The sequence below is a fragment of the Microcoleus sp. PH2017_34_RAT_O_A genome (assembly GCF_020737885.1).
In the GTDB taxonomy this organism is placed as follows: Bacteria; Cyanobacteriota; Cyanobacteriia; order Cyanobacteriales; family Microcoleaceae; genus Microcoleus.
This window is the reverse complement of record NZ_JAEQDD010000024.1, coordinates 1-15,848: the sequence shown is the minus strand read 5'-3', so window position 1 is coordinate 15,848 and position 15,848 is coordinate 1. Positions and strand designations below refer to the sequence as shown.

Sequence of the window (15,848 nt, the reverse complement as noted above, 5' to 3'; positions counted from 1 at the left end):
TCAGACTATTCATTACTCCAATCCTCCGACTTCTAGGTAAAGATCGCTCTCTGGGAGTCAACTATCAACTGTTGAAGGCATTGCATGATTTTGAAAAAATGGCATTACTCATCAGTAGCTCTTAGCTGACTTGGTTGGCGACCTTGCTTGATGTTAATGCTAATTTTTTTAGCTCCTTTCTTCTCCAAGTCTTTGATGTAGCCGTTGGTATTATTAGAAGCTTCATCCTTGCTTTCGTAAGGACCAAAGTAATAGGTGCGTTTGGGTGAATCTGTGTCAACTTCTACCCACCACTCGCGACCTCTACTGCCGCCAATCGGTTGAGTGAGTATCCAGAAAGCAGCGACGTACATACTGAATATATAAAGTCCAAACATAGTAGGTGTCCCCGCAGTCAAGTAGTTTTTACTGTCCTTAAGTTAGCAGGACAAATAGCTCGATCGACTCGTCCTCAGTGCTGATTTAACGGTCGTAATTGTTGAGAGTCAATGCTGGCTAACATCAGCATTTTGGTGGAGAAGAGGCTGAGTTTTAATGACATCTACCAAAAAATCCGCAAAGCAAGAACTAGAATCAAACGATGCTTAATTTTATTGTTGAGGCTTGAGTTATACCAACCACGCCCGACGATGAGGAAGTTTTTAATTGCTGAAATCGTTGCGGAAGATTTCGCCTTGCTTCTTCCGATTTCTATTTCTCTTTTTAGATAATTGAAAAGTCACACAGAACGGATATCTGTACAGTTTTGTTGGTAGCGCGGACTTCAGTCCGCTCTCTGGCTGCGGACTGAAGTCCGCACTACAAACCGTTTTTGTTCGTAGCGCGGACTTCAGTCCGCTCTTTGGCTGCGGACTGAAGTCCGCACTACGAACCTTTTTTGTTATGGTATCGACATATGATATGACGAACTATTGACGCGGAAAAACCGAGATGTTTAACTGATACTTCTCACGATAGAGGGAGTATTTCAGTCAAAAAACCCGGTTTCGGCAGTCTGAACTATCAAAATTATTAAGCAGCAATACCCTCTGAGAATTCACTTTCGCAGATGGTGAGATCGGAAGGATGACACCGTTTGATGCGGATGCTAAGTCTTTTGGCTCCCTCGCTTTCCAAGTCTTCGATGTAGCCTGGAGTGTGGCTGGAGGCTTCTTTGTCGGTGTCGAAGGGGCCAAAATAGTAGGTACAGTAGGGAAAATCTGTGATGATTTCTACCCACCATTTATCCGGGCTGCGGCGGCTGGGCCCGGCAAACACGGACAAGACTGCGAGGTAGAGACCAAATAAATAAAATCCAAGCATTTTTCCTCTTTATGGGTTATTTATTTTGTAATAGGACTTGCGTCCTTGCGACTCTTATTTACCGGGTTCTCCCATCTTTGCGATCGCCCCACCAGAGAATTTTGTCTCTCAAACCCGGTTTCTGTCTCCAAGACACTCTAAGTTTATCAAGACTATTTGGGCGATCGCCTCAACCTGAGTGCTGATTTTGAGCAGATATCTAGAATCTCCGTGAATAAGCTACTTTGCACAGGTACGTAGTTGCGCTTCAGCGCTCTTTCATATAAACAGCGCCGAAGTGTAACAACGTACTTAACAATTAGTCCGCATATTATGCGTTGTATAAGTTCTGTTGCACTTAAATTTAAGCTTGATGGCGCGCTATGAATTCTCGCTCAAAATAATTTAAGTCAGCAGTTGCTGACATATTAAATCCGCGACAGATTAGTTCTGGAAATACACCGGAATACAGAGAGACTTTAGGCTAGCAACGCCATAGCTGAAAAACTGTGGCTAAAATAGCAAAACCCGCCGGGGCGGGTAGTTTTGTTAAGCTATAAAATTTTTCCCACTAATCTGATTTGTCGGCTAAGCTCAGCACGCTGAGGCTTAGCGCTTGCCTTTGGGGAACTGTTCGATGCCAGCCCAGCCGTAAAAAACCAGCTCGTCGTTTTGAACTCGACAGCGGTCTACTCGCAGTTGAGTGCCCTCTAAAGCAAATTTGTCTAAGTCTAGCAAGTTATTTACGTGGGCAATTATAGCTTGAGCCAAGTCTACTGCTTGCCCGTCACCGCCGTAAGTAACGCTGACAAATTGGATTTTGCGCCGGTCTTCTACTTGCAATTGAGCTGTAATATCTATTTTGACTGGTTCGCTGTCCTGGCCGATCGTAATCTCGGACTGAAGCCGAATTGATTTGTCTGTTCCGAAGCTGACTTCAGTGTTTTGAAAGTACAGAGATTGCTCTTGGTATTTCAGCTTTTGGAGTTTTTCAACTACAAAAGGTGTATTGAATGAGGTGGTTAAATCCGATCGGCTTAAGACTACTCGCATATTTGCCTGGGTAGGCTGCCGCAATTTGACTTGACCTGCAAAAATCGCCCCAAAATCAATGGAGAGTGCTTGCAAGTAGAGTTCCATCACTTCTATACGCAGGCCGTTATACATCAACATACCTTTGCCAACGAAGTCGAAACCGTCGATGCTTCCCTGCAAGAGTTTGGCTACAGGTTCGACTCGGATGTTGGCTTCTGCCTTTTCAGAACGTTTGAATAAGGCTGCGATCGCAGCTCCTGCTACTTTGCTGACAAGGCGATCGCCACTTTGACCTTGAAAGGATGTACCGCTAAACAAAGCTGCTACCATTTATTCGTTTGCTGATCTACAGTCGCTATTATAGCCTCTCATTAAGAAATGTTAAAATAGCTTGTGCTTATTCACTTTATAAGCAGAAGTTGTTTTTTGTCTGCCTTGAAAGTAACATTTTGGAAATTTAAGGACTCAGGGGCGTGCCTTGGAGACAAGCGCGATCGAGCAAAGCTCCATCCCAGACGGTATGTTCGATCGCAGCACAGAGCAAATTAGCCCCCGTCAGGTTAGCACCGCGCAGTACGGCTCCATTCAGGATAGCTTCTTCTAAATCAGCTCCCGACAAGTCTGCGCCGGACAAATTGGCATTGCTCAAATCTGCCTGCTGCAAGATGGCGCGAGCCAAATTAGCACCCCGCAAATCGGCTCCCCGCAAATCGACACCGCTCAAGTCCAAATTGCCGATCGAGGCCGCCGTCAAAAAAGCACCCCCAAAACTTGCATCGCGGACTAAAGCATTAGCAAAAGAAGCACCGCGCAAGTCAGCATTCCGAAAATCAGCCCCGCGCAAGTCAGCACCGCTCAAGTCTGCGCCGCGGAGGTTTGCTCGCAGCACCGCCCGCTGCAAGTTAGCACCGGTGAGATTAGCTCCTGTTAAGTTGGCTTGAGATAAGTCGGCACCTGCGAGATCGGCTCCCGCTAAGTTTGCGCCGGCTAAATCTATGCCGGCCAATATATGAATTTTGCCTTGGCGTATGGCTTCGAGGTCATGAGTCATTAGTTTTTAGTCATAAGTCATAAGTCAGTTGGCAGTTGGCAGTTGGCAGTTGTCAGTTGGCAGTTGTCAATTACTAGGGTACACACCGTAAACAGAAAATTAGGTTGCGGAATTCGTACTAAATCCGTAGTCCTGACGCACCATACAATAACTGTCCACTGTCCACTGTCAACTGTCCACTGAATTACCCAACTTATTTTACAATGCCGGAGTTGCCGCGATCGTGCGATCGCCCAAATCCTCCAACCAGATATTAGGCAGTTGGCTGGGGCGGGTGGGTAACTCCATCAAACCCATATCTGCGAGTCTGACGACATTCCCGAGAGTTTCCACCAAAGCCGGATCGAAGCGAGTACCCGACAGTTCGCGGCACTTTTCTAAGGCTGCTGTCAAACTCAAAGCAGGACGATCGCCCCGCGGTTGAGTCAAGTCTTGGAAACAAGCGACCAAACCCAAAATCCGCGAAGCAACGGGTATCCCTTCACCTCGCAAACCCTCGGGCCTGCCGCTGCCGTCCCAATTTTCGAGTTTGTGCTTGACAATTTCGGCGACTGGTGCTAATTCCGGCATTGCTTGGAGGAGTTGGGAACCGATGAAACTGCGATCGCGCCAAAATGATAGAGTTCCTTGGTCGAATTTATCGGAAGTGCGATCGAACACCTCATTCGGCGCCGAAACCAAGCCGACTCGAAACAGCAATCCCGCCAGCCGCAGCCTTCGCAGTTGCAAAGCCGGCAAATCCAACAATTGACCCAAAGTTTCCGACAAAGCCGCCACCTGCAAAGAAGCTGTGGGATTTGAGGTGTCGCGTTCGTCTACGCGCTGGGCCATCCGCAGAAAAGCTTGCAGTTTGTTGGCGTTCAAATTGCGGCTGACGCGCAAAGCTTGACCTTCCAATTCCCACAAATCGCGAGTTTGGCGGTTAATTGCCACCATTTGCTGCTGAGAACTTTGCAGGTAAGTAACGATGCGGGATACTACGCCACTAATGTCTGCCAAGGGCGGGCCTTTGGTAGCAAGAATTTCGTGATGAATTTCTAGCAAACTGTCGGCTAGGGAGGGATTATAATGTCGTGTTTGTTCTATAAAAATTTCTGCTGACGCCGACACCAACGACTGGTCAAACGACCACAAACCGTAGAATTTTCGCTCTGTATCGACTTCTGGCTTGCCCTCTGGCAAGTATTCCTGGGCCGTAAGTTCGCGACAAAGCACCATTGCTTTGTATGTGGGGGCCAGGATGATTAAATTCCATTCTTGGATAATGGGGTCGATCTCATCAAGTTCTATTAAAGATACATTTTCTAATTGACCGGTTTTGTGGGTAGCGAAACCGCTGTCGGCTACTGCACCGATGACAACTTGTCGAGAAGCCTTAGCAATATCGAAGTAGCGATCGGCTTCTTGCAAATACCATTTTCCCTGCTGAAACGTCACCAAAACCAGCGGTTTGAGTGCGAGATCGTCCCCGCTGCTGGTTTGCAAGATGTGGTCTTCTAGGGCGTGACACAGGGCTACTAGGGTGTTTTTGAAGTATACCCCGTAGCTAGAAGGCAGTTTTCCGTCGGGAAGTGTAGCTTGTAGTCTGGCGAGAGTTGATTCTGGATTCATAAAAATTAATACGGGATGCGGGAAACTCAACGGCTTTAGCCTTGAGAGGGAAGCGACGCGGGGGACTTCAGTCCCCGTCAATCCTAATATGCGTAACTGTAGCCATCTTTTTTGTGAACTATTTTGCAGTATTTATGGCTAATTCCTTGCACCAATTCTGATGCTGAGATGTTGAACGAACCTGTCGTTCTAACTGCAACCCGACCAACATATTCACCTATTTTCTTGCCACTGATGACGATTGCTTTTACGATGTCACCAGTTTGAAAGCCTTTAACAAACTTGTTTCGAGGAACGTACCGAGATGGAAAGCCAAATTTGTCTGTGCGACACATTTGACGGGTTCCGTGTCCAGTTTCCTTGATTAGCAGTGGCTTATTTGTTAATAATTCTAGCGCTTCAACTTGACCGACACAAGCAGCATCAAGCCAATGAGTTTTAGGTAGTTGCAGCCGACTACGATTGAACTTGGTCAGTCCACCTGAGCCAGTTAAAACAGGCAACCCCGTTTCTTTTAAGCGACCAAATAACGTCCATCGAGTCGAATTTACCGCAGCAGCATCCTTTAGGGGGCGCTTGGATTGTGTAAGAATTCGACTCAGAATGTCAGGTTTCTTTGCTAAGAATTGTTCAATGTTCTGAGTACCTTTCTTCTGGTTGCATTTCTGACAAGCAAGGCAAAGATTAGAAATTCGATTGCTTCCGCCTTGAGATTTGGGATGAATATGCTCAACTTGCAATGGTACATTTTCGGCGTCGCAGTAAGCACATTTTCGGTTCCATTTGTTAAGCAAATATTGCCTAACTTCGTAACCCTGTAGTTCGCCTTGGTGGTATTCAATAGCTGAAATTTCAGGATTTTCTAATTGTTGCAAGTCAAATCTGACCAGCTCTTGAACAATTAAACCGATAGGTGCAAGCCTGCGTAATTTTTCAACCCAAGTCAGGGTGGTTTCTACCCGGTGCTGCAAGGATGGTGCCAACCAACCTTTTTTGCGGGTACGGTTTAAAAACCTTGCTTGGCGGTAACGAGTATGACGGTTTCGCCTTCCTCGACGCAGTGAACGACGGGACTCAAGACTTGCTTTGATAGTTTGACCGCGATGAGTTAATTCAGCACCAAAAATTACTTTTTCACCTTGCAATAATGCAATGCCTGTAGTTTTGGAACCTGGATCTAATTTGAGAGTAATTGATTCAATGGTTGCTGTTACTGCCTTTTTGAGGATAATGGTACACGGGAATCTTCTGAAGATAGCCGCTTTACCAGCCGTCAGCAACTTACGAGCCATTGACGACTTGCAAGGTGTGAGTGGTTTTTTGTTTGTGTCAACTACGAAAATAAAATTGGACATTGTTGTGTCCCTCCACTTGCGTGTAATGTTCGCTTCGACCTGGTTATAAAGGCTTGTTAAGTTTGCAGCACTAACGAGAGTGACTTTAAGTTTGTTTGACTGCAAACGATAGAGCGGAAAACTAGCGTCGCATTCTCCGGTATCATGACCTAAATAACGTCTCCTTGTAACAGGGGTCTGGTCAGCACAGCTTGCAATTTCTTACAAGCTCAGTCTCTTTAGAGCTGAGTTACTGACTGCAAAAGGCGGTGCCGGCTCTTAACATATTGTAACGTGCGATCGACCTTCTCGAAAATACTTTTGACAAAAATCCGATTTTTTGATGACTTCCGGCTCCACAACCTACAAAAACGGCGATGTGATGGCGATCGATCCGGCTCTTTCAATTTATATCGAACTCAACCGCACCGACAGCGATTTCTTGCTCTTCAAAAAAAACGACCTTGCTTATATTAGGGTATGAAAATGAATCACTTGAAAATTCAGCTATATTGACTGACTGGCTTGTTTCATTTTTTCACATTGAGTCTTTCATGCCGTTGCAGCAGCAACGCCGCATTCGCTAATATAAACTTTTTTGCTTGTGGTTGTTCTACCAGACAGGATATCAGAATATTTATTAATATGTTCTTCATTACAATATAAATACAGGACTTGTGCGAAAAATGGAAAACCCAGCCCTTAAAATTGCAGCGTTCTGGGTGCAACGACAAAGTTTTCTCATTAATTCACAAGTCCTATCTCAGTTTTTCTTCGTCTCAATAAACTTTTTATTATTTACCTTTGGACTCAGAAACATCTGCAATCAAATCATCTTTATCAACTTTTGGAACAAAATCAGGCCGTTCTTTGGATTCCCAACCCGGGGGGCGCTTGGAATTATACCACGCAATGGAGCCGATACTAACCGCAGCGACAAATCCAACACCAAGAACTGCGATCGGAATCATTAGGTTGTTCTCTACCATTTGGTTCAAATCCTTATTTACTGTACTTCTCTAGTATTTTATGTGCTATTGGCGATCGTGCAATATATCCGAAGACTGAAAATTTGAGCGAATTGCAGCCATAATACTTAGAGATTGAAATTAAAAATCCCCTTTATGCCGCTGTTGTCGATCGCACTTCTGTTAGCCGCCAGTTTTGCTCTGGGTGCTTTGCCGCTTACTCGCTGGGCGGTGCGGCTGCTGGGCGGTAAAGATTTGAGGCGGTTGGGCACGGGGAATGTGGGGGTGTCGGCTGCTTTTATTCACGGGGGGAAGTTGGCGGGAATTGCTGCGGTGTTGGCGGAAATTGCCAGGGGTATTCTGCCGGTTTTGGCGGGGAGATTTTGGTTTCCTGATTCACCTGCGATCGCGATCGCCCTGTTAATTCCTCTGGTTGCGGCCAGATATGCGATCGCCCGAGGTGGAGGCGTGACTAACGCGGTTTGGGGTCTTTTGGTATTTTCGCCGCCGGTGGCTGTCTCTTCTGGCATTTGGGGGCTACTGGTGTGGGGTTTGGCACGGCGGTTGTGGCAAAAGGGCGATCGGGCGAGACTCTTTGCTTCCCGCTGCGGCTGTCTGTGCACGCCTATCTGGGTTTGGGTGTGGCATCAATCTTTGCCGGAATTCTTAGCAGCAGCAGGATTGGGAGTTTTATTAGCTGCAATTAATCTCAGTCAGGGTGATGATATGGCTTTATCTAAATCGGAACAATTGTTTTCTCTCGATGACTCGTTAGATGCTAAAATTTGCGGCGATAAAGCTGCGAGATTGTCTCAACTAAAACGCGCTAATTTTAATGTTCCTTCTGGCTGGATATTATTGAATGAATCGGGCATCGGGCATCGGGCATCGGGCATCGGGCATCGGGCATCGGGCATCGGGCATTCAGAAAACAGTGAAAATTTGTCAATCCCTAATTCTTTAATCGAAAATCTAAAATCGCAAATCGAAAATCGCATGATTGTGCGCTCTTCGGCGGCGGGAGAAGATGGCGATATTAGTTCGGCGGCTGGGCAATATGAAACTATCGGGCCTGTTTCCACTGAAGCAGAATTAATCGCTGGCATTCACCGCTGCCGTCAGTCTTATTGGACTTCCGAAGCTGTGGCTTACCGCCAGCAGCGACAACTCCCGGATACTCAAATGGCTGTTTTGATTCAGCCTTATATTGAGGGAAAAATTGCGGGAGTTATGTTCAGCCGCAATCCTTTAGATGGCGGTTCCCAGATAATTATTGAAGCTTTGCCGGGAGGTGCTGAATCTGTTGTCGGCGGACAAGTTACTCCGGTTCATTTGGAATTAGATTTTACCCAGCCTGAAGCTTTAGAACAAAATTTAAGCGAGCTTGAAATCAGTTCAATTCTTGACAAAAAAATTATAGCTGAATTAGTCAAACAAGCGCAAGCAATCGAAGCTTTTTTTCACGGCATCCCGCAGGATATTGAGTGGAGTTGGGACGGGGAAAAAGTTTGGATTTTGCAAAGCCGCCCGATTACTAATTTGCAGCCGTTTTGGACTCGAACTATTGCCGCAGAAGTGATTCCTGGTGCAATTCGCCCGCTAACTTGGTCGATTAATCGGCCGCTGACTTGCGGGGTTTGGGGAGAGATTTTTCGGGTGGTTTTGGCCGATCGCGCTGCTAATCTAAATTTCAAGGAAACGGCGACTTTGCTGGGTTCCCACGCCTATTTTAACGCGACTTTGTTGGGCGAAATCTTTCGGATGATGGGATTGCCGGAGCAGGGTTTGGAGTTTTTGCTCAGAGGGCAGAAGATGGGTAAGCCACCTTTGGGGAAGATTTTGCCCTCTTTACCCGGTTTGTGGCGTCTGGTGCAGCGGGAGCGGGCGCTGAATGCAGATTTTGCGGGCGATCGCACTTCTATTTTTTTACCAGCAATCGAAAGTCTGGAGAAGTCAGAGAAGGAAGAAGGAAGAAGGAAGAGGGAAGAAGGAAGAGGGAAGAATGAAGAAGGAATATTAATTCCCAATGCCCAATTCCCAATTCCCAATGCCCAATTCCCAATGCCCAATGCCCCATGCCCCATGCCCCATGCCCAATTCCCCATGCCCAATTACCAAGATTTAAGTGAGTTGTTGGATAAATCTGAGCAAATTCAGGAGTGGCTGAAGCCGATTACTTACTACAATATCTTGGGGCCGATCGGGCTGGCAATTCGCAAAGCAATTTTTCGCGTTGATGATGATTGGCTTGTTAATGATACTGCTCCTGAAATCGCTTCGGTGCGAGCTTTGCAAGAGTTGGCTGAGAAATTGCGAGAAGTTGCTATTTACCAGTCAGGCGAGAATGTTTCAGCCGCACAATTAGCACAGATATTTACTGAAAGTCTGGCTTTGCAAGCAGACTTTGAACAGTGGCTGGATATTTACGGATATTTGAGCGAAGTGGGAACTGATATCGCTGTTCCTACTTGGCGAGAACAGCCGGAAACTTACCGCAAATTGCTGATAACTTTGGCTCAAAAACCTACTGTTGCTAATTCAGCAGCAACTGGAAAATTAAGCTTGACTTTTGCTCAGAAGTGGCGCTTAAATAAATGTCAGGAACGAGCTATAGTTAAAAGCCAAATTAGTGAAATTTACGCGCGATTGTTGGCTCATCTCCGCTGGACTTTTTTGGCAATTGAAGCTTGCGGATTGGAAATGCAGGTGTTTCAGGAACCAGGAGATATTTTTTATCTGGAATTTGGGGAGATTCAGCAGTGGATTCGCAGCGGTGCGAGTGTTTCTTTTCAGGAGACGATTAGCCTGAGGCGCGATCGCCTGTTAGCCGATCGCGATCGCCCGATTCCCCCTGTAGTCTACGGCAATCTGCTGCCGAATTCTCAGAAAAGGTCGATCGACCCCGCAACATCCGCAACCGGTATCATGCAGGGAATTCCCGCAAGTATCGGCTGCGTCGAAGGTTTTGTGAAGATTTGCCGGAGTGTCACTACAGAATTAGGCGAAAATGCGATCGCCGTAGTACCCTACACCGATGCCGGTTGGGCGCCGCTACTGTTGGGAGCAAAGGCAATTGTAGCCGAAGTTGGCGGTCAGTTGTCTCACGGAGCAATTATCGCCCGCGAGTACAAAATTCCCGCAGTCATGAATATTGCTGAAGCTACAACTCGCCTGCGAGACGGTCAAAAAGTGCGAGTAGATGGATATCTCGGCACTGTGGAACTGCTGGAATAGTCAGGACTAAGGATGGCGAATTAAATAATTTACACAAGGGGTGTATCTCAGTTTTGCATTTACAGTGCTGTCCCCGCACAGCAAAGCTTGTACAAGCTTTGCTGTGCGGGGACGCTCGCACTACAATAAACAATGCTTCTTGCAAAACTGATATGCACCCTTACACAAGCTTGTGGGATGGGCGTCCCGCCCGTCCTTTATAGACGGGCGGGACGCCCATCCCACAATAATTAAAATTGTAAGTTATTTAATTCTCATTCCTAAGACCAAAAAATAGCTTGACGCACTACTGATAGCGGTAAGGTACGCAGTGATTTTTTCATACATTTGCAAAATCAGAGATGCACCCAATTCAGAAAATCGAAAATGGAAAATTTTCCATTTTCCATCAACTCGCCACTTTCCTAAACTAAGAAATTCTGGACAACATAGTTCCCCACATTTCTACCCGCGCTCAAACCGTCTACGTTAGCACTCATGAAATGGATGCCTCCGTAAATGCGACTCATCCCCGATTCGTCGGCCGCTTGGGCAAAGTTGTCAAAGGTTCGCAGACTGTTGACAGACTTGTCTCCCTTATCTGCAAAGCCAAAATCCGAACCAAATACAGAGTTCAAAACTGGTTCCGCTGCACCGCTAAAGGTACTGTGGCCCGATGTGTACTCAGGAAAGGGCGGAGTTATCAGCAGCGGTGTCCACAGAGGATCGGCTGTTGTGTTGGGATTGTTGTCTGTGTCAGCTTGGCGAATAGCTGTCACGGGCCGCCAGAAATCGTACTTATATTTAGCATCCCACGAGTTAATAGCTGCATCGGCCTGGGCAATATTTAGCAGGGCGAACAAGCGGGCGCTATCTTCCAACGATGTACCGCTGAGGGCCGATGCTTCTGAGGCGATTTGGTTCCAGTGGCCGGGGGGAGTAAAAGTACCTCCGCCGTTGGCCCAGAATTTGGCGATCGCAGTTTGATCGGGCGTGCGCGTCAGACTGTCAATTTTGCCGATTTCTTTAGTCTCGTTCAACTCCTCTGCGTACTTGGCGCTATCGAGGGCGGGCGGGCCTGACGGACGAAACTGCGAACCGCTAGTCATCGCAAAGGGAGTCACATCCGGCCACTGGGGCAGCAATGATGCGGCCAGGCCCGGAGGAGTCGGCTGCCAATTGCCTGCGTCAGTTTTCGGTGTGTAGGGTACTACTTTGTTAGCGCCGTCTGTACTGCGCCAACTGATAATTTTCTCAGCAACCTGTTCTCCGATCGCGATTCCGTCTTGTTTCGATTTCCCATCGGGAATTTTTGCTAAAGACGATGCGTATGCTGCATCAAATTTGATGCTTTGTGCAGGGTACAGGCTAAGCAGAGTGCGGTAGGTAGCCGCCGCAGCCGCAGCTTCTTCTGATGCCCCCGCTGGTGCATCTATGTTGACGCGGTAAGGGCTGTATTTTTTGGTAATCGAGTTAACAGCGTCGTAAATGGCCGCGTGAACCATTGCCATGTTGCGGGAGGCTACCGGAGGCGGGGTGCCGGCTGTCCGGATGGCGTCTAGCATCATTCCGTTCGACTCTCTGATGCAGTTTCCCGAAAGGTGAGTTGCGAAGTTGTCGGGGGTGACGGTGCTGCTATTGACTCCCTGCAATACTGCTAAATATTCACCTGTGAGTTTGTCTTGAATTACCGTGCTGTTGCTGTTAGCGTCTGTGCCTTGTTGGATGTTTAAGTCGTTAAATGTGAGACCATTGAGCAACCGAATTTTGTCCTTGCCCTTCTCGAAGTCGGTGATGTAGTCTGCTGTGGCTACCGTTGGGCCGCCGTTGCTTTTGCCGATCGCAAATATGTCATTGCCTTCACCACCGCTGATGGTATCGCTACCTACGCACCCGTAGAGAGTGTCGTTGCCTGAGTCGCCAAATATCAGGTCGTTGCCTTTGCCGCCCCAGATCATATCGTCGTCTAGGCCGCCAGCAATTGTATCGTTACCAGAGTCGCCACAAATTTTGTCTTTACCTCGATCGCCTTGGAGCAAATCATCTCCGCTTTTGGCATAAATTATATCGTTACCATCCAAGCCGTTAATTGTGTCTGGGCCTGAAGTTCCTTCGAGAAAGTCAAATTTGGGACTGCTGGTAATAGAAGCCATTGGTTTTTATTTAAAAATTTTCATCAAATAGCCAACCTTCATAGCCATCGATCGATGCTATGAGTGTTTGCTCGTAGTTTAGATTATTAGGCCTTTTCTTAAGTAAGTAAATCCCCTGAGTGAAACTTCATTGAATCTTTAATATTTCACTCATTTTGATAAAGTTTCCGATTAATTTTTTATTTAAACTACATTGTTTTTGCTAAAACTTTACCATCCGACTGGTTTTATTAATTTTTCAACATATATACACCGTGGTTAGCATCAACGAGTAACATTATGTATATACTTGCCTAGGTATATACTTAAGTATGCTATATATGTAATTATTTGTTAAGCACTTCTCAAGGCTGCGATCGGGTCGAGTTTGGCAGCCTGACGCGCCGGGATCACGCCGAAGAAGAGACCGACGCCACCGGAGACACTAACAGCAAGGGCGATCGCCACAGGCGAAATACCAGCTTGCAGAGGCGTAAAATTACCTACAAGCAAGATACCTCCGACTCCTACGCAAGTCCCAACGATGCCTCCAGCGGCAGATAAAATTACAGCTTCGATAATGAATTGAAACAAGATATCGTGTTGGGAAGCCCCGATCGCCTTTCTGAGCCCAATTTCCTGAGTGCGTTCGCTGACAGAAACCAGCATAATGTTCATAATCCCAATGCCGCCGACTAACAAAGAAATGCTGGCCACAGCAGTTAACATAAGTGTCAGGGCCCCGGAAATCGAGCCCATTGTCGCCATTAAATCTTTCTGATTTCGGACAGTAAAGTCATCTTCTGTGGTAATCTTGTGCCGCAGTCTCAGCAAGTTTTCCACCTGAAATTGAGCAGCATCCATTTTCGACTCATCTTGAATCGAAATAAACAGCGAAGTGACAGCTAAACCGTAGGGAGACTTGCGCCCGACAATGCGGTTGGCCATTGTGGCGATCGGCACAACGGCTGAGTTATCATAATTCGTACCAAAAGATGTCCCTTTCTCCGCAAATACTCCAATTACTTTCATGCTGACATTTTTGACTCGCACTTGTTCGCCGAGGGGATTGGTATTAGCAAACAGTTTTTCGGCCAATTCTGAACCAAGAATCACAACTTGATTGTTTTGCCTAACATCGAGTTCCGTCAAAAATCGCCCTTTAGCCATTTCAAAGTTTCTGACTGTCAGAAATTCGGGAATTGTGCCAAAAATCAGAGACGAGACATTTTTGTTACCGTAGCGAACGAGTTCTGAACTGTTGAGTTCGGCAGATACACCTTGCACCGACGGGACTTGAGATGCGATCGCCTTACCATCTTCTACTATCAGTGTTTGAGGTGCATTTCTAATCGAACTTCGGCTAGCATTAGGCACTCCAGCTCTCACAATCAACACATTTGTACCGAGAGATTTAACTTGTCCGCCTACAAAATTTTGAGCACCCTCTCCAATCCCAATCATCGCAATTACCGAAGCATTTCCGACAATCATCCCAATCATCGTCTTGGTAATTGGTAATTGGTAATTGGTAATTGGTAATTGGTAATTGGTAATTGGTAATTGGTAATTGGTAATTGGTAATTGGTAATTGGTAATTGGTAACTGCCAACTGCCAACTGTCAACTGTCAACTGTCAACTGTCAACTGTCAACTGCCAACTGCCAACTGCCAACTGTCAACTGTCAACTGTCAACTGCCAACTGTCAACTGCCAACTGTCAACTGTCAACTGTCAACTGTCAACTGATTAAGCACTTCTGAGTGCCACAATCGGGTCTAACTTAGCAGCTTGTTTTGCCGGTACGATGCCAAAAAATAAGCCTATGCTACCAGAAACACCAACCGCAAGGGCGATCGCCACTGGAGAAACACTAGCTTGCAGAGGACTAAAAGCAGACACCAAAAACACACCACCGATACCGAATCCAGTACCGATCGCACCACCAGCAGCCGACAAAATCACAGCCTCAATCATAAACTGAATCAGAATATCCTGAGGAGAAGCACCGATCGCCTTTCGCAGTCCAATTTCCTTAGTACGTTCAGTCACAGAAACCAGCATAATGTTCATAATCCCGATACCGCCCACAAACAGCGAAATTGCCGCCACAAAAGCCAACATCAGAGTCAAAGCACCAGTAATGCTGCCCAAAGTCTTCATTAAATCCTTCTGATTTCGGACAGTAAAATCATCTTCCTTAGTAATATTGTGACGCAAGCGCAGCAGATTTTCAATTTGAAATTGCGCCGCACTCATTAACTTTTCATCCTTCACAGAAACCGAAATAAATGTTACCTTAGTACCGTAGGGAGACGAGCGACCGACAATGCGGTTAGCCATCGTTGTCAGCGGCAAATAAACATTCATATCTTGATTGTCACCAAAACTCGATCCCTTAGCCTGCATCACGCCAATCACTTGAAAAGTTGCATTTTTGATGCGAACATATTGACCGACAGGCTGAGTATTGCCAAACAATTGTTCAGCAGCTTCTGAACCTAAAGCAACTACATTTTCTTGTCTTTCTAAATCTAGCTTGTTTAAAAAACGACCTTGAGCAACATCAAAGCTTCTCACCGGCAGAAACTCAGGAGTAGTTCCGACAATCGAAGACGAAACGTTTTTATTGCGGTAAGTAACGATTTGACTGTCATTGAGAGTTGGTGCAACTGCTTCGACAGAAGGAACTTGAGAGGCGATCGCCTCTGCATCATCCAAAACCAAAGTCTGAGGAGGAATCACCGGGCGACTTTGGGCATCAGGACTTCCGGGAATGATAAACAGCAAATTTGAACCCAGAGAGTTAACCTGTCCCGCAATATAGGTTTGAGCTCCTTCGCCAATACCAATCATCGAAATTACGGAAGCATTACCGATGATAATTCCTAACATTGTCAAGCTGCTGCGTAACTTGTTTGCCGTCAAAGTTGTGACAGCCATTTTGACGCTTTCAATAATATCCATGAGTCTATTGTTAGATTGTAGATTTTGGATTTTGATTGTTTGGGTAATTGGGAATCAGTAATTTAAATCCGTTACATTCCAGGACTTACGCAACTGACACAAAATACAAGTTAACTCTTAGGTATGTAGTTGCGCTTCAGCGCTCTTTGCTTATATCTATGAAAGAGCGCTCAAGGGGAACAACGTACCTTTATTTAAAAAAAAGTTAACTCTTAGGTATGTAGTTGCGCTTCAGCGCTCTTTACAGATATATGAA

General features: G+C 46.3%; 12 protein-coding genes. 2 read left to right on the top strand and 10 right to left on the bottom strand.

Annotation, left to right across the window (positions count from 1 at the left end; genetic code table 11):
* Positions 1–104: 104 nt before the first annotated feature.
* From JGK11_RS11125 to iscB, 6 genes are all read right to left on the bottom strand, one after another.
* Positions 105–377 carry a DUF1816 domain-containing protein gene (locus tag JGK11_RS11125; protein ID WP_293177130.1) on the bottom strand — a complete coding sequence of 91 codons (273 nt, stop codon included), beginning with the start codon at positions 375–377 and terminating at the stop codon, positions 105–107.
* 634 nt (positions 378–1,011) lie between these two features.
* Positions 1,012–1,302 (bottom strand): DUF1816 domain-containing protein, encoded by a 291-nt coding sequence (locus JGK11_RS11120; RefSeq protein ID WP_293177128.1) that lies wholly within the window; start codon positions 1,300–1,302, stop codon positions 1,012–1,014.
* 588 nt (positions 1,303–1,890) lie between these two features.
* The gene (locus JGK11_RS11115) at positions 1,891–2,646 is read right to left on the bottom strand and encodes a DUF2993 domain-containing protein (protein WP_293177126.1); all 756 of its coding nucleotides are present in this window, start codon (positions 2,644–2,646) and stop codon (positions 1,891–1,893) included.
* 127 nt (positions 2,647–2,773) lie between these two features.
* Positions 2,774–3,367: a pentapeptide repeat-containing protein gene (locus tag JGK11_RS11110; RefSeq protein WP_293177124.1), complete on the bottom strand. Its 594-nt coding sequence runs from the start codon at positions 3,365–3,367 to the stop codon at positions 2,774–2,776.
* Positions 3,368–3,565: 198 nt separating this feature from the next.
* Positions 3,566–4,978, bottom strand: a complete 1,413-nt coding sequence (locus JGK11_RS11105; protein ID WP_293205266.1) for an HD domain-containing phosphohydrolase — start codon at positions 4,976–4,978, stop codon at positions 3,566–3,568.
* An 83-nt stretch (positions 4,979–5,061) separates the two neighbouring features.
* Positions 5,062–6,333, bottom strand: coding sequence for an RNA-guided endonuclease IscB (gene iscB / locus JGK11_RS11100; RefSeq protein ID WP_293211666.1), 1,272 nt, complete (start codon positions 6,331–6,333; stop codon positions 5,062–5,064).
* 322 nt (positions 6,334–6,655) lie between these two features.
* Here iscB and JGK11_RS11095 point away from each other — a divergent pair, with 322 nt between their 5' ends.
* A complete protein-coding gene (locus JGK11_RS11095) occupies positions 6,656–6,796 on the top strand; it encodes a hypothetical protein (protein WP_293177118.1) in 141 nt (46 codons plus the stop codon).
* Between the two features lie 310 nt (positions 6,797–7,106).
* Here JGK11_RS11095 and JGK11_RS11090 read toward each other — a convergent pair whose 3' ends face one another.
* Entirely contained in the window at positions 7,107–7,301 is a 195-nt protein-coding gene (locus JGK11_RS11090; RefSeq protein WP_293146752.1) for a hypothetical protein, read from the bottom strand.
* A gap of 114 nt (positions 7,302–7,415) precedes the next feature.
* Here JGK11_RS11090 and JGK11_RS11085 point away from each other — a divergent pair, with 114 nt between their 5' ends.
* Positions 7,416–10,514 (top strand): glycerol-3-phosphate acyltransferase, encoded by a 3,099-nt coding sequence (locus tag JGK11_RS11085; RefSeq protein WP_293211664.1) that lies wholly within the window; start codon positions 7,416–7,418, stop codon positions 10,512–10,514.
* A 404-nt stretch (positions 10,515–10,918) separates the two neighbouring features.
* On the opposite strand, the gene JGK11_RS11080 is transcribed toward JGK11_RS11085, so the two are convergent.
* The 3 genes from JGK11_RS11080 to JGK11_RS11070 form a co-directional block, all read right to left on the bottom strand.
* The gene (locus JGK11_RS11080) at positions 10,919–12,646 is read right to left on the bottom strand and encodes a M10 family metallopeptidase C-terminal domain-containing protein (RefSeq protein WP_293211662.1); all 1,728 of its coding nucleotides are present in this window, start codon (positions 12,644–12,646) and stop codon (positions 10,919–10,921) included.
* A gap of 333 nt (positions 12,647–12,979) precedes the next feature.
* Positions 12,980–14,182: an ABC transporter permease gene (locus JGK11_RS11075; protein ID WP_366053628.1), complete on the bottom strand. Its 1,203-nt coding sequence runs from the start codon at positions 14,180–14,182 to the stop codon at positions 12,980–12,982.
* Positions 14,183–14,374: 192 nt separating this feature from the next.
* Positions 14,375–15,592, bottom strand: coding sequence for an ABC transporter permease (locus JGK11_RS11070; RefSeq protein WP_293211659.1), 1,218 nt, complete (start codon positions 15,590–15,592; stop codon positions 14,375–14,377).
* Between the last annotated feature and the right edge of the window lie 256 nt (positions 15,593–15,848).